Raw genomic sequence first — 20692 nt, forward strand, 5'->3', positions numbered from 1 at the left:
AGTTTTCCTTTTTTCAGGGAGAACACCATGAGCGATTTCAACCCCGGTCGCCGGCGTGTCATGCAAGTCGTTGGTGCCGGTCTGCTGATGCCAAGCCTGGCGCCGGCGGTGATTGCGTCGGTCAAGGATCGCCCGCAGTTGACCGACGGCGTGCAGTCCGGCGACCTGCAAGGCGACCGCGCGATGATCTGGAGCCGCAGCGATCGCCCCGCGCATATGGTGGTCGAGTGGGACACCCGCAGCCAGTTTCGCCACCCGCGCCGGGTGGTCTCGGCGCTGGCCGATGCCCGCAGCGACTTCACCGCCCGCGTTGAGCTCACCGGGCTGCCCGCCGATCAGGCGATTTTCTATCGCGTATATTTCAAGGACGCGCGCACCGGCGTCGCCAGCGAACCGTGGCTCGGCCACCTGCGCAGCGCTCCGACGGCGCGGCGCAATATTCGTTTCGTCTGGAGCGGCGACACCGTTGGCCAGGGCTTCGGCATCAACCCGGACATCGGCGGCATGCGCATCTATGAAGCCATGCGTCTGCGCCTGCCGGACTTCTTTATCCACAGCGGCGACACCATCTACGCCGACGGCCCGGTGCCCGCTCAGCTCACCACCGAAAACGGTCGCATCTGGCGCAACCTCACCACCGAAGCCAAGAGCAAAGTCGCGCAGACCCTCGACGATTATCGCGGCAACTACCGCTACAACCTGATGGACGAAAACATTCGCCGCTTCAACGCCGAGGTGCCGCAGATCTGGCAGTGGGACGACCATGAAGTGGTCAACAACTGGTCGCCGGGCAAGCAGCTTGATGAGCGCTACCAGGAGAAAGATATCCACACCCTGGTCGGGCGTGCACGCAAGGCGTGGCTGGAATATTCACCGATGCGTTTGCAGGCCGCTGACGGTGGCGGGCGGATTTATCGCAAGTTGAGTTATGGGCCGATGCTCGATGTGTTCGTGCTCGACATGCGCAGTTATCGCGGCGCCAATGACGACAACCTCGGCGCGGCGAAACCGTTCCTGGGGCGTGAGCAACTGAACTGGCTCAAGCGCGGCTTGAAGAAATCCAAAGCCCAGTGGAAGGTCATTGCCGCCGACATGCCGATCGGTCTGGGCGTGCCGGATGGTGAGGTCAGTCCGGGTGTGGCGCGTTGGGAAGCGGTGGCTAACGGTGATCCGGGACCAGCGCAGGGGCGCGAGCTGGAAGTTGCCGAATTGCTCGGCTATCTGCGTGCGCAGCAGGTGCGCAATTTTGTCTTCCTCACGGCAGATGTGCATTACTGCGCGGCGCATCACTATCACCCGGATCGCGCGGCGTTTCAGGATTTCGAACCGTTCTGGGAGTTTGTCGCCGGGCCGCTGAACGCCGGGAGTTTCGGGCCTAATCCACTGGATAAAACCTTTGGCCCGGAGGTTGTTTTCGAGAAGGCGCCGCCGGCGCAAAACACTTCGCCGTTTGCCGGGTTTCAGTTTTTTGGCGAGGTGAATATTGAAGGGGGGAGTGGGGAGATGAGCGTGGTGTTGCGGGATTTGAATGGGGTGGCGGTTTTTGAACAGAAGTTGCAGCCGGTTTGAAGATCAAAAGCTAACCCTCATCGGAACGCCGCCCGCCCAGCCCTCTCCCAGAGGGAGAGGGGGCCGACCGTGGTGTCTGAAGAGGTACGTCGACCTGAAAGACCGTATCGATTATGAGATTGGATACAAAGCCTTTCTCGATTATGGATTCGGTGAAGCACGTTCAGGTCGGCGTATTGCGTGAATCTCCCCCAATCAGTCCCCTCTCCCTCCGGGAGAGGGTTAGGGTGAGGGGCTTTTAATAGACGTCGCGGCGATAGCGGCCCTGTTCGATCAGGCGTTCGACTTCGGCGCTGCCGAGAATGTCGTTAAGCACCTGATCAACCCCCGAAGCCATCCCCTGCAAGCTGCCGCAGATATAAATCACCGCCCCGTCCGCCAGCCATTTCTTCAACTCTGCAGCCGACTCACGCAAGCGATCCTGCACATAAACCTTCTCAGCCTGATCCCGCGAAAACGCCAGGTCCAGCCGTTCCAGATCACCATTGATCAACCACTCTTCCAGCTCCGCGCGGCAGAGGAAATCGTGCTCACGATTGCGCTCGCCAAACAGCAACCACTGGCGCTGCTGACCATCGGCAATCCGCGCCTTGAGCAAGCTGCGCAACCCGGCCAGACCCGTACCGTTGCCCAGTAGAATCATCGGCAGCGGTTCGTTCGGCAGATGGAAACCACTGTTGCGTCGCACCCGCAAACTGATACTTCCGCCCACGGGCGCGTGCTCAGTCAGCCAGCCGGAACCGATGCCAAGGGTGCCGTCGGCATGCTGTTCCTGGCGCACGATCAACTCCAGCACGCCGTCGGCGGCAATCGAGGCGATTGAGTATTCGCGCATGGCCAGCGGCACCATCGCGTCGACCAGCGATTGCGCATGCAGACCGACCAGATGTGCACGGTGCTCGGGCAATTGCCGCGAGGCCAGCGCGACTTCCAGCGGCTCGTCGAGGCCGTTGATTTTCACGGTGGTTTCGCCACGAATGCCGAGGCCGTCGAGGAAGTGTTCGATGGCCCACGGGCAGTTGCGCGGCAGCACTTCGACCAGATCACCGGCCAGCCAACTGCTGGTGTTCGGTGCGCTCAGGCCCAACAAGTAAACCGGCGCACCGCTGCTGTCCGGGTTCATCAGTTCGCGGCGTACCAGCGTCCAGTTGTCGTAACTCGGTGCTTGCCAGGTATCCACGGGCGCTTGCCCGGTGAGCAGGCCAAGTTGGGTTTGCCAATGGCGCAGGGCATAGGGATCACCGCTGTCGACTTCGACCGGCGCGAACAATGTCTTGCCGCCGTGCTCCGCCAACCATTGGTGCAGGCGTTTGGCGAAACCACAGAAGTGCTGATATTGACGATCGCCGAGACCGAGCACCGAGTAATTCAGACTGTCGAGCGTTGCCGCTTTGCCCAGCACTTTGCGCTCGAATCCGCGCGCGCTGTCCGGCGCTTCGCCGTCGCCGAACGTGCTCACCACAAACAGCGCGTTGTTCGATTCACGCAGATCCTGCTCGCTGACATTCGCCAGCGGCTGCACTTTCACCGGCAGTCCGGCAGCCTGCAATTGGCCGGCGGTCTGCCATGCCAGTTGCTCGGCGAAACCGCTCTGGCTGGCGAAGCCGATCAGCCATGCCGACGCATCGCCGGCCGGTTGAACGAGGCCTTTACGTGCATCCTTGATCTGCTTTTTCTTGCGGCGGCGGTCGAGGTACAGCAGCCAGCCGGTGATGAAGAACAGCGGCATGCACACTGCCGCGAGGGTAATGATGATCCGCCCGACCAGGCCGAAATAGCTGCCGACGTGCAGCGCATAAATGCTGGTCAGCAGTTGCGCCTTGAAGCTCTTGTCGGCGTAACGGTCGACGCGTTTGACCACGCCCGTGGCCGGGTCGAGAGTGATCTGGTTCAACGCGCGATCATGCGGCGAGCTGTCGAGCAGGTAAAACACGGTCGCCGGTTGGCCTGCGACGGCCGGCATGCGGATGTTGTAGGCGGCCAGACCCGGGCCGGCGGCGCTGTAGATGCTGCTCCACATCGCCGCGTAATCGGCTGTCGGCGCAGGGCCTTCCGGTGCCGGGCCACGACCGCCGCGCACGCGTTCGTTTTGCGGGGCATCGGAGAGCAATTTGGTCAGGCCTTTGTTGTACCACTCGTACGACCACGACAACCCGGTCAGTGCCAGCAGCAGATACACCAACAAGCACCATGTACCGGCTACCGAATGCAGGTCCCAGTTGAAGGCGCGGCCCTTTTTCTTCCAGTCCAGCGTTAGCCACACGCGCCAGCTGTGCCACTGCCGTGGCCAGCGCAGATACAAACCAGAGAGGCAGAAAAACAGCAGGGTCAGCGTGCAGGCGCCAGTGATGTTGCGCCCGGTATCGCCCATGGCGAGGAAACGGTGCAGTTGCAGCATCAGGCCGAAGAAATCCTGGCCGACCGCGTCGCCCATGAACTCGGCGGTGTACGGATTGAAGTAGCGCATCTCGCCGCGACGTTCACCCTTGGGCGGGGTGAAGAACACTTTCGCCGCGTTGCCGCTGTCGGTTTCGACCCAGAGCATCGAAACCTTTTTGCCGGACGTGGCTTCGATGCGCTCGACCAGTTCCACGGGCGGCAGCACACCGGCCACCTGTTTCTCTACTTGCAGGACGGACGGATTCAGCGCCCGCAGGATCTCGTCCTGAAACGAATAGGCCGCGCCGGTGATGCCCATCAACGCCAGCACCAGGCCTGCGCTGATGCCAAAAAACCAGTGCAACTGGAACAGGGTTTTCTTCAACACGTCACTCGCCGTCCATTCGGAAATTGTCTTCACGGCGCGCATTATGCCGTGGGTTATCGAGAAGCGTTCTTTATTACGCACAAAAGCCCCGTTCAATGGAATGAACGGGGCCAAGCCTGGCGGCGCATTCCCTGTAGGAGTGAGCCTGCTCGCGAAGGCGTCGTGTCAGTCAGCCTCGACTTAACTGACCCAGCGCTTTCGCGAGCAAGCTCGCTCCCACAGGTTTCCACATCGGTCAGAAGTGGAAGTTGGTGCTCAACAGTGCCGTACGGCCCGCCGCCTGGTTGGCGAAGTGGGTCGAGAAGGCTTTGTCGTAGTAGGTTTCGTTGGTCAGGTTCTGCACGTTGAGTTGCAGGTCGACGTTCTTGGTCAGTTTGTACGCAGCCATCGCGTCGTAGCGAACATACGAGTCAACCATGGTGGTGTTGGCCACGCTGCCGTACACGTCGTCGACGTAGAACGCGCCGCCACCGATGGTCAGCTTCGGCGTGACCTGGTAAGTGGTCCACAGGCTGGCGCTGTTTTTCGGCGTGTTAGGCAGTTCGTTGCCGTCGTTGGCCTTGCCCAGCGGGCCGCCGTCGACTTGTTCGCTGTCCATGAAGGCGTAACCGGCGAACACTTGCCACTTGTCAGTGATCTTGCCGCTGGCCGAGAGCTCGACACCTTGCACACGGGTCTTACCGGCGTTTTCGTACGACGTGGTGTCGACTTGCACACGAGCGTTTTCTTTCTCGGTGCGGAAGATGTCAGCGGTCAGCGACAGGCGATCGTTGAGCAGATCCCACTTGGTGCCGATTTCATAGTTCTTGGTGGTTTCCGGCTCCATGTCGCTGCTCAGCAGGTTGCCGCTGCGATCCGGGGTGCCGCCCAACGGGTTGCCTTCCTGACCCTCGCCCAAGGTGTTGCCCGGTGGCGTGGCCGAGGTGGCGTAGGAGGCGTAGATGCTGCCGTTTTCCGCAGGCTTGTAGACGACGCCGAACTGACCGGTGACGAACTCGCTGGTGTCATCGCCCTTGGACGTGGTGGTGCCAGCGGCGTTGTAGGTCTTGTAGTCGGTGTCGAAGTGGTCGTAACGCAGGCCCATGTTCACCAGCCACTGCTCGTTCAACTCCAGGGTATCGAACACATACAGCGCGTAGGTGTTGGCCTGGGTGTCGGTGCCGGCGTAGTTACGCGAAATCGCGCCGTTCCACGGATCGTTCGGGTTCGGGTTCGACAGCGAGGTGCAGTTGTAGCCACTGGCGGCGCCGATCAGGCCCGGGTTGCAGTTAGTGGTCACTGCGCTGGTGCGCGGCGTGGTGTCGGTGTTGACGTTGTACGAAGACTTCTGGCTTTCCTCACGGGTGTATTCAACGCCGGTGGAGAAGCTGTTCTTGAAGCCGGCGACGTAGAAATTGCCGAACAGGTCAGTCTGGTTGGTGGTGGTCTCGGTGTTGCTCACCCGAGTGTTGGCACGACGCCAGACCGTGCCGTTGTTGACGTTGCCCTTGCTGTCGTCAGGTTGGGTCAGGATGTAATCCTGCATGCTGGTGCCGTGACGCAGGGTGTTCTTGATCGTCAGCGAATCGCTCAGGTCATGCTCGATGGCGAAGGTCGCGGTGTCGGTGCGGCCCTTGCGGAAGTCGCGATCCAGACCGTAGAAATTGCTGTGGTCACCGCCAGCGTAAGGCTTGTCCGGATTGGACTTGGTGCGTGCAGCGGAGCCGCCGGCCGGAATGGTGTACGGCACGCCCGAGTCCGGGGTGTCGTTGCTTTCGAGATGGTAGTAGTCGAGGTTGACGCGGGTGTCGGTGCCCAGGCCAAACGCCAGGGACGGGGCGATACCCCAGCGGTCGTAATCGACTTTGTCGCGACCGGCGACATTGCTCTCGTGGCTCATCAGGTTCAGACGGCCGGCGGCGGTGTCGCTGAACTGGTAGTTGCCGTCGAGGGTATAGCGCTGAGTCTGGTCGGAGCCCCAGGTGAAGCCGCCGTCGAACGAATTGCCCAGGTGCGCTTTCTTGCTCACCAGGTTGATGCTGCCGCCCGCTGCGCCACGACCGCCGATGGCGGAGTTCGGGCCCTTGCTGACTTCAATGTTTTCCACGGCGAAGATTTCGCGGCTTTGCGAACCGGTGTCGCGCACGCCGTCGAGGTAGGTGTCGCCCTGCGCGTCGAAACCACGAATGAACGGACGGTCGCCCTGTGGATTGCCGCCTTCACCGGCGCCGAAGGTGATGCCCGGCACGGTGCGCAGCGCGTCCTGCATGTTCAGGGCGCCGGTGTCTTTGAGCACTTGTTGCGGAATAACGGTGACCGAGCGCGGTGTATCGACCAGCGGCGCGGTGTACTTGGGCGAGGAGGCTTTTTCGACCTGATAGGACGTCGAATCCTGGGCTTCGCCGGTGATGGCGGTGGCGTCCAGGGCGATGGCATTGCCGGAGGCTTTGCTGTCGGTTTTTTCAGCGGCGAACACCATCTGGCCAGCGGAACCGGCGGTGATTGCCACACCGATTGCAGAGGCGAGCAGACGTGGTGAACTGACCGGTAATTGTGCGTGTTGACGTGCCATTTTTATTCCCCTCCCCAAGGATTTGAGGCCGCGGAATATAGGTTAAACAAGTATTCGTATCAATTGCGAAATATTGTTATTCGTACTGAATTTACATTCTTTACAATTTAACCTTACGGTTTTTGCCAGTTCATTCGTCTCTCGGGTTTTACACGGTCAATAAGAATCAATACCATTACCACCTCTTTGCCAACAGGTGACATCGCCATGCTGCTGCACATCCCCGGACTGTTCGCAAAAGACGAAGTGCAGCGCATTCGTGAGGCGCTGGAGCAGGCCGATTGGGCCGATGGCAAAATCACCGCCGGCTTTCAATCGGCCAAGGCCAAGCACAATCTGCAACTGCCAGAAGGTCATCCGCTGGCCAAGGAAATCGGCGCAGCGATGCTGGAACGGTTGTGGAAAAACCCGCTGTTCATGTCCGCCGCGCTGCCGCACAAAGTCTTCCCGCCGTTAGTGAACTGTTACACGGCCGGTGGCAGCTTCGATTTCCACATCGACAACGCCGTGCGCCAGCCCAAGGGCAGCATCGAGCGGGTGCGCACCGATCTGTCGGCGACGCTGTTCTTCAGCGAGCCTGAGGATTACGACGGCGGCGAACTGGAAATCCAGGACACCTACGGTACGCAGCGGGTGAAGTTGCCGGCCGGCGACATGGTCTTGTACCCCGGCACCAGTTTGCACAAGGTCAACGCGGTCACTCGCGGCACACGCTATGCGTCGTTTTTCTGGACACAGAGTCTGGTGCGTGAAGATAGCCAGCGCGCGCTGTTGTTCGAGATGGACGGGGCGATTCAGCAACTGACCCAGGACATGCCTGAGCACCCTTCGCTGATCCGCCTCACCGGTACGTATCACAACTTGCTGCGGCGCTGGGTCGAGGTATGACTTTTCAAATACGTCGCGAGGAGGCCCTCAGCGGCGAACAACTCAGTGCCATGCTCGAAGAAAGCCCGGCCCGTGCGGCGCAGGCGATTTTGCTCGCGGCCGGTGAGGGTGAGGTTGAAGCGCAGGCCTTGCTTGGGCAGATTTTGCTCGACGGCCAAGGGATCGCGCAGGATCAAACGCTGGCACTGCGTTGGTTCGGTATCGCCGCCGGGCAAGGTCATCTGATGGCGCGCAACATGCTCGGGCGTTGTCATGAGCATGGTTGGGGTTGCGCGGCGGATGCGTCGGTTGCTGCGCAGCATTATCGGATTGCAGCGGAGGCTGGACTGGATTGGGCGATGTACAACCTCGCCAATCTGCTGGCGACCGGGCGGGGAGTGGAGGTGGATCATCTGCAGGCGCTGGCGCTGTATCGCCGCGCGGCTGAACTGGGCCATGCGAAATCGATGAATCTGCTGGGGCGGTATCTGGAAGAAGGGCGGGTGTGCCCGGCGGATCCAGTTGCGGCGCGTGAGTGGTATCGGCGCTCGGCTGAGGGTGGGGATTTTCGTGGGCAGTTCAGTTTCGCTGCAGTTTTAGCGGATGAGGGGCGGATTGATGAGGCGGTCGATTGGCTTGAGAAAGCTTTGGCCGGCGGCAATCTGAATTTTCTGCGGGTGGCTAGTCAGACGTTGTCAGGTGCGACAGATCCCAGGATTCAGGGGATGGCTGCTCAGTTCGCGCTTCGATGCACAGACTTGCAGCGCGTCTGAATTCGCAAAGCCCTCACCCTAACCCTCTCCCTGGGGGAGAGGGGACTGACCGCGTCGTTCTGGCGCTATACATCGACCTGAGATATCCAGTCGAACTCAATTTTGAAAGCTTACACATCGGCTCCCTCTCCCTCGGGAGAGGGCTGGGGTGAGGGGCCTCGGTCTCAAGTACCCGGCAAAACTTCAAGCCGAACGCACAGACACAAAAAAGCCCATGACACGTCATGGGCTTTTCACTTGCAGCTAGCAGCTTGAAACTCGCAGTTGCTCTTACACGTAAAACGACTTCAGCGGCGGGAAGCCATTGAACTCAACCGCGCTGTAACTGGTGGTGTACGCACCAGTCGACAGCCAGTACAGACGATCACCGATCGCCAGGTTCAACGGCAGACCGTACTTGTAGTTCTCGTACATGATGTCGGCGCTGTCGCAAGTCGGGCCGGCGATGACCACTTCTTCCATCTCGCCTTTTTTCTCGGTCCAGATCGGGAACTTGATCGCTTCGTCCATGGTTTCGATCAGGCCGGAGAACTTGCCCACATCGGTATACACCCAACGCTCGACGGCGGTGCGCGACTTGCGTGCAACCAGTACCACTTCGCTGACCAGAATACCGGCGTTGGCAATCAGCGAACGGCCCGGCTCGAGAATGATTTCCGGCAGGTCATCACCGAAGTCTTCTTTCAGGAAGCGGATGATTTCTTCGGCGTAGGTTTCCAGGCTGTTGGTGCGGGTGATGTAGTTGGCCGGGAAGCCACCGCCCATGTTGATCAGCTTCAGGTGGATGCCGTCTTCTTCTTTCAGGCGTTCGAAGATCACTTTGACCTTGGCAATCGCGGCGTCCCAAACGCTGATATCGCGTTGCTGCGAGCCGACGTGGAAGGAGATGCCGTAAGGCACCAAGCCGAGGTCGCGAGCGAGGATCAGCAGGTCCATGGCCATGTCGGTCTGGCAGCCGAATTTGCGCGACAGTGGCCAGTCAGCCGTGGTCGAGCCTTCGGTGAGGATGCGCACATAGACTTTCGAACCCGGGGCCGCCTTGGCGATGTTGCGCAGGTCAGCTTCGGAGTCGGTGGAGAACAGACGCACGCCCTTCTCGTAGAAGTAGCGGATGTCCTTGGATTTCTTGATGGTGTTGCCGTAGCTGATACGGTCCGGGCTGACGCCACGATCCATCACCTTGTCCAGCTCGTAGATCGAGGCGATGTCGAAGCTCGAACCTTTTTCTTTGAGCAGGTCGATGATCTCGACGGCCGGGTTGGCCTTGACCGCGTAGTAGACCTTGGCGAATTCGAAACCGGCGCGCAGGTCATCGTAGGCCTGGGCGATCATCGCGGTGTCGATCACCACGAACGGGGTTTCCTGTTTGTCGGCGAACGCCTTCATTTTGTCGAATGTAGCGCGCGCGAAATAGTCTTCGACCTGGATCGACATGCTGGGAACTCCTACTGGCAAACTAAGTTAAACAATGGGTGCAAATGAACGCCCTCCGTATCCCCACTTTGGTTCGCCTACTTCCCAAGGCATGTCGCCGAAAGCAAAAAGGCCACGGGTGGTTTTACCCTTGGCCTTGCTGTCTCGTCGTCAGTACTTGAGCCGGATGGATCGTTTCCAGCATGGACGTTCGGCGCGAACTTTAGGGCGTGAGGGGCCTGAGATCAACTAAAAATGTCGCGTTTTTGCACGCTTCTGACGTACGTCGCGTTCATCACTCTTTGTAGCCGACCGAGATGACGGGCAGATGTTCCCCGGGAATTTTCCAGTGTTAAAAATACCTGCACGTTCGTGGATTTTGTCGGCGAAGTCGTGGGTAAGTGTGATGGCGGCAACTTCGGCGACGTTGGCCGCGAGAGGAAGGAGTGAGGGGGATTTTGGTTGTTTGGAAGGCTGTCCAGAGCATGCTGCCTGGTTCTCAGGTGTTGAGATTCTTTTCCGCCTGATGAGTGAAGAAAAAATCACCCGGATCCTGTGGGAGCGAGCTTGCTCGCGAAGGCATTTTCACAGTCGACATCGTTGTTGACTGATATTGCGCTTTCGCGAGCAAGCTCGCTCCCACAGGTTGTGTATTTTTAGGCGACTACCGCTTCAGCCGGCGAGACGATGTTGGTCTTCATCCCGCGCGAACGACCCGAACTCAGATAAGCCGCAATCGACTCCTGCGTCACCTCGCCAAGGAATACCCGCTCGGCATCCATCACCGGCAGCCACGAACGGTTGAACTCGTACATCCGCGACAGGAGGATGCGCAAATGCTCGTCGTACGCGGCGGTGGCGTTGAACTCACGCAGGAACTGCGCGCACGTGCCGGTCTGACGGTGCAGATCGCGACGACGCACATAACCCAGCGCCTTGTTCTCGGCACAGGTGACCACCACGTAGCGACGGTCATGCTCATCCATCAATTCCAGCGCATCGGCCACCGGGGTTTCCGGGCTCACCGATGGCGCGTTGTCCGCTGCATCTTCAGCCTTCACCAACAGCAGGCGCTTGAGCGTGCTGTCCTGGCCGACGAAGTTGCTGACAAAATCGTCCGCCGGATGCGCCAGCAGCGTGTCCGGGTGATCGATCTGCAGCAGTTTGCCGGCGCGGAAGATCGCGATCTTGTCGCCGAGTTTGATCGCTTCGTCGATGTCGTGGCTGACCATGATCACGGTCTTGTTCAGCGCGCGCTGCATCTCGAAGAACTCGTTCTGGATCATCTCGCGGTTGATCGGGTCGACCGCACCGAACGGCTCGTCCATCAGCAGCAGCGGCGCATCCGCCGCCAGCGCGCGGATCACGCCGATGCGCTGTTGCTGGCCACCAGACAGTTCGCGCGGATAACGATGCAGATACTGCTTGGGCTCCAGCTTGATCATGCTCATCAACTCGCGGGCGCGGTCGTGGCATTTCTGTTTGTCCCAGCCGAGCAGTTTCGGCACGACGACAATGTTTTCTTCGATGGTCATGTTCGGGAACAGGCCGATCTGCTGGATCACGTAACCGATGTTGCGACGCAGGGTTACTTCGTCGAGATCGGTGGTGTCTTCGCCGTTGATGAGTATCTTGCCCGAAGTCGGTTTGATCAGGCGGTTGATCATCTTCAGCGTGGTGCTTTTGCCACAACCCGATGGCCCGAGGAACACACAGATTTCGCCTTCATTGACGGTCAGGCTTACCGAGTCCACGGCTTTGACGTCTTTGCCGTTGCTTTGGAAAGTTTTGCTGAGGTTTTGAAGTTCGATCATTTGAGTAATCCTTTTGGAGTCAAAGAGCGTTGCAGCCACTGCAAAAACAGGTCGGCGAAGATCGCCAGAAGACTGACCAGCAGCGCGCCGACGATCAGCATCGACATGTCACTGCGGCTGATGGAAGCGAGGATCAACACACCGAGGCCGCCGGCGCCGATGGTCGCGGCGATGGTCATCACGCCGATGTTCATCACCACGGCGGTGCGCACGCCAGCGAGGATGACGGGCACGGCGATCGGCAATTCGACCATGCGCAGGCGCTGGCCGAAGGTCATGCCGATGCCGCGTGCGGCTTCACGGATGCCCGGTTCCACGCCAGTGAGGGCGAGGTAGGTGTTGCGCATGATCGGCAGCAGTGAATAAAGGAACACGGCGGTGATCGCCGGCATCGGCCCGAGGCCCTGGCCGAACTTGGAGTAGAACGGCAACAGCAGACCGAACAGGGCAATCGACGGCACGGTCAGCAGCACCGTGGCGCTGGCCTGCAACGGCCCGGCAAGGGTCGGAAAGCGGGTCATCAGAATGCCCAGCGGCACGCCAACGACAATCGCCAGGGTCACGGCGATGCCGACCAGGGTGATGTGCTGCCAGGTCAGGTGCATCACCTGCTGCCAGTCGAGGTGGGAAAAGGCGTTCAGAAATTCCATGACTTTTCCTCCTTAATCAAGTGGGTGCTGGCGCAGAAAATCGGCGGCAACTTTCGATGGGCTCTCGTGATCGACGTCGACCCGCGCGTTGAGCTGGCGCATGGTTTCGTCATCGAACAGTTCGGCTAATGGCTTGAGTTGCTCGGCCAGTTGCGGGTGCGCGTCGAGGTAAGCCTGACGCACCACCGGTGCGGCGGTGTAGTCGGGGAAGTAATGCTTGTCGTCTTCCAGCAGTTTCAGGCCGAAGGCGTTGAGGCGACCGTCGGTGGTGTAGACCAGACCGGCGAACACCTGACCGTTGCGCAATGCCGTGTAAACCAGCCCGGCATCCATCTGGCGGATATTTTTGCGGGTCAGGTTCATGCCGTAGAGATCGACCATGCCGATCAGACCGTCGGAGCGGTTGGCAAACTCGGTGTCCAGCGCCACCAGATGATTGGTCTTGGCCTCGGCGCGCAGCACTTCGTTCAACTGGCTGATGTTGTTGATCTGCGGATATTCCTCGGCGACCTTTTCAGGGAGGGCGAGGGCGTAGGTGTTGCTGAATTTCGACGGGGTCAGCCAGACCAGGCCTTTTTTCGCGTCGAGTTCTTTTACCCGGGCGTAGGACTGGGCGCTGTCGAGTTTTTCAGTGACATGGTTGTAGGCCACCAGCGACACGCCGGTGTATTCCCAAAGCATGTCCAGTTGTCCGCTTTCGTGGGCGCTGCGGGCGAGGTTGCTGCCCAGACCGCCGGTAATCTGCGCGTCGTAACCTTTGCTGCGCAGGTATTGCGCGGTGATTTCGGCGAGCAGGGTTTGCTCAGTGAAGACTCGGGCGCCGAGGCGGATAACCGGTTTTTCAGCGGCTTGGGCGATGCCTGCAAACAGCAGGGCACTGCTCAACATCAGGCCTAACATCAAGCTAAGTCGTTTCATATTCATTCCTTCGCAAAAGCCTTAAGACGGGCGCAAACCGCGTTCCAGCCAGAGACGGCTGGCGAGGGTGACGACGCCATCGAGCAGCAAGGCCAGCAGCGCGGTGCACGCGGCGCCGAGCAGCAGTTGCGGCTGATTGTTCAGGGCGATGCCAGGGAAGATCAGGCTGCCGAGGCTGTTGGCACCGATCAGGAAGGCCAGCGGCGCGGTGCCGACGTTGATCGCCAAAGCCACGCGCACACCGCCGACAATGATCGGCACGGCGTTGGGCAATTCGACTTTCCACAGCACCTGGCGCGGGGTCATGCCGATGCCGACGGCTGCTTCTTTCAGCGAGCCCTGGACATTTTTCAGGCCTTCGTAGGTGTTGCGCACAATCGGCAGCAACGAAGCGAGGAATAAAGCAAAGATCGCCGGGCCACTGCCAATGCCGAGGACGCCCAGAGCAATCGCGAGCACGGCCAGCGGCGGCACGGTGTTGCCGATATTGAAGATTTGCATGAAGCGTTCAGCACGGCCGACCATGGTCGGACGACTGAGGAAGATGCCGGCGGGGATGCCCACGACAAGGGCGGCCAGCATTGAAGCGAGGACGAGAATCAGATGAGCTTGCAGGTAAAACAACAAATCGTCGCGGTAGTGTTCGATCGTGTTGATGCCGATCCAGTGGACCAGCAGGGCCAGGAGCGCGATCACCACCGCACCTCCCATCAGCCCTTTGCCATAGCGGATAGCCACAGGCGGACTCCTTTTTTTGTAGTCGGCGAACGCCCTCCCGTGTGGCATGCCATACATGGCTGCCGGGAATAAACGTTCGCGAGAAGCAGCTCCCTCAGCACCGGAAAAAAGCGGTCTGAAAGCGAGCCATGAGCGCAGCCTCGTCAGGCTAACTTGCTGATTTTTCAGCCCCTGACGAAAATTCGTAACAGGGGATGGACGTCTCCGGGCTTTAAAAGGTTCCCATCTGCGGCAGCATTTGGCCACCCTTAATGTGCTCAACGGTTCGGTTATTGCGGCGAGTTGGGCTATAATCGCGGCCCTTTTTTGAATCACCGCCAGGCGATTTCCCATGACCAACCAGGCCGCCGAAGTCGCGAAACGCCGCACTTTCGCCATTATTTCCCACCCCGATGCCGGTAAAACCACGATCACCGAAAAGCTCCTGTTGATGGGCAAGGCGATTGCAGTGGCCGGTACGGTGAAATCCCGTAAATCCGATCGCCATGCGACATCCGACTGGATGGAGATGGAGAAGCAACGGGGTATTTCCATTACCACGTCGGTCATGCAGTTCCCGTATCGCGAGCACATGATCAACCTGCTCGACACCCCGGGCCACGAAGACTTCTCCGAAGATACCTACCGCACCTTGACGGCGGTGGACTCGGCATTGATGGTCCTCGACGGCGGTAAAGGTGTCGAGCCACGGACCATTGCGCTGATGGACGTCTGCCGTCTGCGTGACACGCCGATCGTCAGCTTCATCAACAAACTCGACCGTGACATCCGCGACCCGATCGAACTGCTCGACGAGATCGAAGCCGTTCTGAAGATCAAGGCTGCGCCGATCACCTGGCCGATCGGTTGCTACCGTGACTTCAAGGGCGTGTACCACCTGGCTGACGACTACATCATTGTCTACACCGCCGGTCACGGTCACGAACGCACCGAAACCAAAATCATCGAGAAGCTCGATTCCGACGAAGCCCGCGCGCATCTGGGCGACGAGTACGACCGCTTCATCGAACAGCTGGAACTGGTTCAAGGCGCCTGCCACGAATTCAACCAGCAGGAATTCCTCGACGGTCAACTGACCCCGGTGTTCTTCGGTACGGCACTGGGCAACTTCGGTGTTGACCACGTACTTGACGCCGTTGTTGATTGGGCGCCGCGTCCGCTGGCCCGTGTCGCTAACGAGCGTACCGTTGAGCCGGTGGAAGAGAAGTTCTCGGGCTTCATCTTCAAGATCCAGGCGAACATGGACCCGAAACACCGCGACCGTATCGCCTTCATGCGCATTTGCTCCGGCAAGTACGAGAAAGGCATGAAGATGCGCCACGTGCGCACCGGCAAGGACGTGCGCATCGGCGATGCCCTGACGTTTTTCTCCTCCGAGCGTGAACAGCTTGAAGAAGCTTTTGCCGGCGACATCATCGGTCTGCACAACCACGGCACGATCCAGATCGGCGACACCTTCAGTGAAGGTGAAACCCTCGGTTTTACCGGTATTCCGCACTTTGCGCCGGAGCTGTTCCGTCGTGTGCGTCTGCGTGATCCGCTGAAGTCCAAGCAGTTGCGTCAGGGTCTGCAGCAACTGGCTGAAGAGGGCGCGACGCAGGTGTTTTTCCCGGAGCGCAGCAACGACATCATTCTGGGCGCCGTCGGTGTGCTGCAGTTTGATGTGGTCGCCAGCCGTTTGAAGGAGGAATACAAGGTTGAGTGCTCGTACGAGCCGATTACTGTGTATTCCGCGCGCTGGATCGATTGCAGCGACAAGAAGAAGCTTGAGGAGTTTTCCAACAAGGCTGTGGAGAACCTGGCGGTCGATGGCGGTGGTCACCTGACTTACCTTGCGCCGACGCGGGTTAACCTGGCGTTGATGGAAGAGCGTTGGCCGGATGTGAAATTCCGGGCGACGCGTGAGCATCATTAAGTTCTGAATTGGTTTGTCCGAAGCCCTCTAGGTGTATGCCTAGGGGGCTTTTTTTTGCTTTGGTTTTGGGGGTATATCCGTTTTTGGGTGATGGCGGCTTAGGGTTCCGCCCTTACGGCGGGTCACTTTTTACAAACGCCTAAAAAGTAACCAAAAACGCTTGCTCCTACGTACGGCCCGCTCGCTGGGGCTCGGGGTTCCTTCGCTCCGGGATCGATCCGGGCGCAGCGTCTCCGGTTTGCTTCGCTGCACCTACTCCCGCTGTGTTTGGCTGCGCCAAACGGTCGCTGCGCTCCCACGCCCGGATCAATCCCTCCGCTCAGCCTTCCGACGTCGCCCTACAGATCAAGAGCTGCAGCCGAGCTAACGCTCATCCTGTTGAGTGGTGAAGAGCGGGGCGTGGTCGGCTTTGGATTTGTGTTGGATTTGCCCCTCACCCCAGCCCTCTCCCGAGGGAGAGGGGGCCGATTTGTGTGTTTTTCAAAGCCTCAGTTCGACGCGGTATCGCACGTCGGCGTAGCTCTCCCAAACACTGCAGTCAGTCCCCTCTCCCTCCGGGCGGTCCGACGTTTCGGGAGGGCTAGGGTGAGGGGCTTTTGATCTGTTTCAGAATCTGAGCTCGACTCGGTATTGCACGTCGGCGTAGCTCTCCCAAACACTGCGGTCAGTCCCCTCTCCCTCCGGGCGGTCCGACGTTTCGGGAGGGCTAGGGTGAGGGGCTTTTGATCTGTTTCAGAATCTGAATTCGACTCGGTATTGCACGTCGGCGTAGCTCTCCCAAACACTGCGGTCAGTCCCCTCTCCCTCCGGGCGGTCCGACGTTTCGGGAGGGTTAGGGTGAGGGGCTTTTGATCTTCGGTACGGTTTTATCGCGCGCAATGGCTGTAGGACGACTCGGTTTTTTGTGGTCTCGATGTTCTTGAACGCGACAACCCGCCTGCTGACCGTTAGTGTTCCAGCTCCACGCACGTCGCTTTGAGAGGTCAATGGAATGACGAGTCGGCTGACTCACCTGCTACGGCTGAACGGCTATTTCGGCGTGATGGCCTGGGTGCTCGCGGCGCTGTTGTTCATCAATCGCTTGAGCAGCATGGTCAAGCTGTTCATGGCGTTGTACCTGCGTCAGGAACTGGGGCTGGCGATCGAGACGGTTGGCTGGTTGCTGTCGGCGTACGGCGCGGGTTTGCTGCTGGGGTCGATGCTCGGTGGCTGGCTCAGTGATCATGTGCGCACGGCGCGGCTGACGGCGGCGCTGTTCTTTGTTTCGGTGTGGGTGCTGATTCTGCTGGGACTGGTGACGCAGGTGCCGTTGCTCGCTGCATTGTTGTTGCTCAGTGGGGCCATCGATGGGGCTATTCGCACGCTGCATCAGCGGCTGATCATGGAGTATTGCGAGGTGACACAGCGCTCACGTGCGCAGGCGTTGAGTCGGGTTGCGCGCAACCTTGGGATGGCCGCCGCCGGTGTGGCGGGCGGGGTGTTGGCGCAGACCGATTTTCGCTGGGTGTTTTTCGGCAGTGCGGCGATGACGTTGTTGGCGCTGCTCTGGTTTGTTCGCACCACGTGGCAGCGTCCGGTGCTGATCAATGAAGAGTCATCGATAGTCGGCGCCGGTGGTCCGGGTGTGCCGTATCGCGACAAACCGTTTCTCTGGTTGCTGGCAGCGACGGCCGTGCTCGGCATCGCGTTCGACACGGTCTACAGCACGCTGGGCAATTACCTGCGTGATTACTATCACTTGAGCACCGAGGCGATCGGCTGGCAGTTCGGCCTCAATGCGTTGCTGGTGATCGCCCTGCAGATTCCGCTGTCGCACTGGGGCGAACGTTGGGGCATGCGTCGGCAAATGCTGCTCGGCAGTGTGTTGCTGGCGTGCGGGTTGGGCATGCTGCCGTTCGGTTCCGGGCTGTTTTACGTCTGCCTGTCGACGCTGATCTGGACCCTGGGCGAGGCGTTTTTCATGCCGCCGCTGAATGTGCTGGCCATGCGTTTTGCCCAAGGCGGTAAAAGCGGTCAGTACTTCGGCCTGTTCTTTATGAGCTGGAGCGCCAGTGCGCTGTTGTCACCGGTACTCAGTGGCCAGTTGTACGGTCATTTCGGCGGCCACAGTGTGTGGCTGGCGAGTGCGCTGATGGTGTTGATTTCCATGCCGTTGACGTGGCAGGCCACGCGATCACGCGGCGGCGCTTAGCTGTTGCGGCTATGAGCATTATTCGAAAACTGTCTTTCCATGAGGGGCATTTCTGCCTGCTCCTTAGCGTCCTATCTGGTGAACCCGATGGATCGGAACTAGATTTCACACAGCGCCAGTCAGGCACGAATGTCTCACCTGAAAATGGATGGAGTCAGCTATGAAAAGCAGGTTGCTACGGGTTTTATTGCTGTTGAAAGTGATGGTCATGCTGTCCCTCGGCACCGCGACGGCCTGGGCCGAGTGCGAGGATCACGATTCCCAGGCCTTCAACGGCCAGGTCGGGCATAGCGGCTTGATGCTCGCCAAGTCTGAGTCCGAGCCGGGCGATCAGGACCAGGGCGGCAGTAAAGACGATGACGACTCGACCACCGACGAGCCGGACACTGATGACGACGACGGCGACAGCCAGACGTAAGTTGCAGACAAAAGAAAACCCCTTCCGCCTCGACTGATGCGCAATTGAGGTGGGAGGGGTTTGGTTAACACGTCACTCTCTTTGAAATGCGATCACTGTGGGAGCGAGCTTGCTCGCTCCCACAGTGTTTTGTATCGCTCTCCAGATTTGCTTACGCCGCGCCGTCGAGGAACTGCTCGGCGTAGTGGCAAGCCACCTGCCGGCTGTCGAGCTGGCGCAACGCTGGCTCTTCGGTGCTGCAACGCTCGGTCGCGTACGGGCAGCGCTTGTGGAAAGCGCAACCTGGCGGCGGGTTCAGCGGGTTAGGCAGTTCGCCGACGATCTTGATTTTCGGCTTGTTCGGATCCGGGTGAATGGTCGGGGTCGCCGACAGCAGCGCCTGGGTATATGGGTGCAACGGACGCTCGTAGATGTCGTTCTTCGGCCCCAGTTCTACCGGGCGACCGAGGTACATCACCATCACGTCATCGGCCACATGCTGCACCACCGCAAGGTTGTGCGAGATGAACACGTAAGCGGTGTTGAACTCCTGCTGCAGATCCATGAACAGGTTCAGCACCTGCGCCTGAATCGACACGTCCAGTGCCGAGGTCGGCTCATCCGCCACCAGCACTTTCGGTTGCAGCATCATGGCGCGAGCCAGGGCGATACGCTGACGCTGACCGCCGGAGAACATGTGCGGATAGCGCTGATAGTGCTCAGGGCGCAAGCCGACCTGCTTCATCATCGCCTGGACTTTCTCGCGACGCTCAGCGGCGGAGAGGTTGGTGTTGATCAGCAGCGGCTCGCCGAGCTGGTCACCGACTTTCTGCCGTGGGTTCAACGACGCGTATGGGCTTTGGAAGACCATCTGCACGTCTTTGCGCAGTTGCTTGCGCTGGGCCTTGTCGGCGCCGGCGACTTCCTGGCCGGCGATTTTCAGCGAGCCGGAAGAAGGGTCTTCAATCAGCGTCAACGCGCGGGCGAGGGTGGATTTGCCGCAGCCCGACTCGCCTACTACGGCGAGGGTCTTGCCGGCTTCCAGTTCGAACGACACGCCGTTCAGGGCGCGCACGGTCGCATGGCCCTTGAACAGGCCACGGGAAACTTCGTAGTGACGGGTCAGGTCGCGGGCGGTAAGTACGACGGCCATTACGCCACCTCCTGGTTCAGCGGGAAGAAGCAGCGGGCGAGGCTGTGGCTTTTCGGATCAAGGCCTGGACGCTGCGCGCGGCAGCTGTCCTGCACGTACGGGCAGCGCGGCGACAGCAGGCAGCCCTGCGGACGGTCGTAGCGGCCCGGGACAATGCCCGGCAGGGTCGACAGGCGTGCGGCGCCGAGGCTGTGCTCGGGAATCGCCTTGAGCAGCGCTTCGCTGTACGGGTGCGCCGGGATGTCGAACAGTTGCGGCACCTGACCGACTTCAACGGCTTGGCCGGCGTACATCACGCAGACGCGCTGGGCTGTTTCGGCCACGACCGCGAGGTCGTGGGTGATCAGCACCAGGCCCATGTTCTGTTCTTTCTGCAACGCCAATAGCAGATCCATGATCTGCGCCTGAATCGTTACGTCCAGAGCAGTGGTCGGTTCGTCGGCGATCAGCAGTTTCGGCTCGCCGGCAATCGCCATGGCGATCGCAACTCGCTGGCTCATACCGCCGGACAGTTGATGCGGGTAGGCGTCCATACGGCTGGCAGCGCCCGGGATTTCGACTTTTTCCAGCAGTTCGATCGCACGTTTGCGCGCTTGCTTGCCGGACATTTTCAGGTGCAGACGCAGCACTTCTTCGATCTGGAAACCGACGGTGTAGCTCGGGTTCAGTGCGGTCATCGGGTCCTGAAAGACCATCGACAGGTCTTTGCCGACAATTTGCCGACGCTGACGATTGCTCAGCTTGAGCATGTCTTTGCCGTCAAAGCTTAGCGAGTCGGCGGTGACGATGCCGGGATGCTCGATCAGGCCCATCAGCGCCATCATGGTCACGGATTTACCCGAACCCGACTCGCCAACCATGGCCAGTACTTCGCCTTTGTCGACTTTCAGGTCGAGGCCATCGACCACGGGTGTAGCGGTCTTGTCGCCGAAGCGAACGTTGAGATTCTTGATTTCTAGCAGTGACATGGGAATCT

General features: G+C 59.8%; 15 protein-coding genes. 6 read left to right on the top strand and 9 right to left on the bottom strand.

The genetic code is table 11. The features are described from left to right. The first annotated feature begins 27 nt into the window (after nt 1–27). Nucleotides 28–1569 carry an alkaline phosphatase D family protein gene (locus CLU80_RS17765; protein WP_099757981.1) on the top strand — a complete coding sequence of 514 codons (1542 nt, stop codon included), beginning with the start codon at nt 28–30 and terminating at the stop codon, nt 1567–1569. A 238-nt stretch (nt 1570–1807) separates the two neighbouring features. On the opposite strand, the gene CLU80_RS17770 is transcribed toward CLU80_RS17765, so the two are convergent. Together CLU80_RS17770 and CLU80_RS17775 are read right to left on the bottom strand one after the other, a co-directional pair. Beyond that, nucleotides 1808–4336, bottom strand: a complete 2529-nt coding sequence (locus tag CLU80_RS17770; protein ID WP_099759389.1) for a PepSY domain-containing protein — start codon at nt 4334–4336, stop codon at nt 1808–1810. A gap of 235 nt (nt 4337–4571) precedes the next feature. Continuing rightward, a complete protein-coding gene (locus CLU80_RS17775; RefSeq protein WP_099757982.1) occupies nt 4572–6887 on the bottom strand; it encodes a TonB-dependent receptor in 2316 nt (771 codons plus the stop codon). A 207-nt stretch (nt 6888–7094) separates the two neighbouring features. On the opposite strand from CLU80_RS17775, the gene CLU80_RS17780 reads away from it, so the two are divergent. Together CLU80_RS17780 and CLU80_RS17785 are read left to right on the top strand one after the other, a co-directional pair. Further along, complete coding sequence (locus CLU80_RS17780) at nt 7095–7775, top strand: Fe2+-dependent dioxygenase (RefSeq protein WP_099757983.1); 681 nt, start codon at nt 7095–7097, stop codon at nt 7773–7775. Beyond that, the gene (locus CLU80_RS17785; RefSeq protein ID WP_099757984.1) at nt 7772–8527 is read left to right on the top strand and encodes a tetratricopeptide repeat protein; all 756 of its coding nucleotides are present in this window, start codon (nt 7772–7774) and stop codon (nt 8525–8527) included. Before CLU80_RS17780 ends, CLU80_RS17785 begins: the two co-directional genes overlap by 4 nt. Nucleotides 8528–8797: 270 nt before the next feature. Here the strand turns inward: CLU80_RS17785 and CLU80_RS17790 are convergent, their stop codons facing one another. From CLU80_RS17790 to CLU80_RS17810, 5 genes are all read right to left on the bottom strand, one after another. Next, nucleotides 8798–9961: a type III PLP-dependent enzyme gene (locus CLU80_RS17790; protein WP_007915304.1), complete on the bottom strand. Its 1164-nt coding sequence runs from the start codon at nt 9959–9961 to the stop codon at nt 8798–8800. Between the two features lie 635 nt (nt 9962–10596). Continuing rightward, a complete protein-coding gene (locus CLU80_RS17795) occupies nt 10597–11754 on the bottom strand; it encodes an osmoprotectant ABC transporter ATP-binding protein OsmV (RefSeq protein WP_047291222.1) in 1158 nt (385 codons plus the stop codon). Next, entirely contained in the window at nt 11751–12404 is a 654-nt protein-coding gene (locus CLU80_RS17800; RefSeq protein WP_007915307.1) for an ABC transporter permease, read from the bottom strand. The genes CLU80_RS17795 and CLU80_RS17800 overlap by 4 nt, the downstream gene beginning before the upstream one ends. A gap of 12 nt (nt 12405–12416) precedes the next feature. Then, the gene (locus CLU80_RS17805; protein ID WP_099757985.1) at nt 12417–13322 is read right to left on the bottom strand and encodes a glycine betaine ABC transporter substrate-binding protein; all 906 of its coding nucleotides are present in this window, start codon (nt 13320–13322) and stop codon (nt 12417–12419) included. Nucleotides 13323–13343: 21 nt separating this feature from the next. Further along, the gene (locus CLU80_RS17810; protein WP_169844036.1) at nt 13344–14033 is read right to left on the bottom strand and encodes an ABC transporter permease; all 690 of its coding nucleotides are present in this window, start codon (nt 14031–14033) and stop codon (nt 13344–13346) included. Nucleotides 14034–14391: 358 nt separating this feature from the next. Between CLU80_RS17810 and CLU80_RS17815 the strand changes: the two genes are divergently transcribed. From CLU80_RS17815 to CLU80_RS17830, 3 genes are all read left to right on the top strand, one after another. Then, the gene (locus tag CLU80_RS17815; RefSeq protein ID WP_093435841.1) at nt 14392–15975 is read left to right on the top strand and encodes a peptide chain release factor 3; all 1584 of its coding nucleotides are present in this window, start codon (nt 14392–14394) and stop codon (nt 15973–15975) included. A 991-nt stretch (nt 15976–16966) separates the two neighbouring features. Continuing rightward, entirely contained in the window at nt 16967–18166 is a 1200-nt protein-coding gene (locus CLU80_RS17825; protein WP_099757987.1) for an MFS transporter, read from the top strand. 160 nt (nt 18167–18326) lie between these two features. Further along, nucleotides 18327–18584, top strand: a complete 258-nt coding sequence (locus tag CLU80_RS17830) for a hypothetical protein (protein WP_064119438.1) — start codon at nt 18327–18329, stop codon at nt 18582–18584. A 151-nt stretch (nt 18585–18735) separates the two neighbouring features. On the opposite strand, the gene CLU80_RS17835 is transcribed toward CLU80_RS17830, so the two are convergent. Continuing rightward, the gene (locus CLU80_RS17835; protein ID WP_007917625.1) at nt 18736–19716 is read right to left on the bottom strand and encodes a peptide ABC transporter ATP-binding protein; all 981 of its coding nucleotides are present in this window, start codon (nt 19714–19716) and stop codon (nt 18736–18738) included. After that, complete coding sequence (locus CLU80_RS17840; protein WP_099757988.1) at nt 19716–20684, bottom strand: ABC transporter ATP-binding protein; 969 nt, start codon at nt 20682–20684, stop codon at nt 19716–19718. The genes CLU80_RS17835 and CLU80_RS17840 overlap by 1 nt, the downstream gene beginning before the upstream one ends. Nucleotides 20685–20692 lie beyond the last annotated feature (8 nt).

The sequence above is a fragment of the Pseudomonas sp. 29 genome, assembly GCF_002754355.1.
In the GTDB taxonomy this organism is placed as follows: Bacteria; Pseudomonadota; Gammaproteobacteria; order Pseudomonadales; family Pseudomonadaceae; genus Aquipseudomonas; species Aquipseudomonas neuropathica.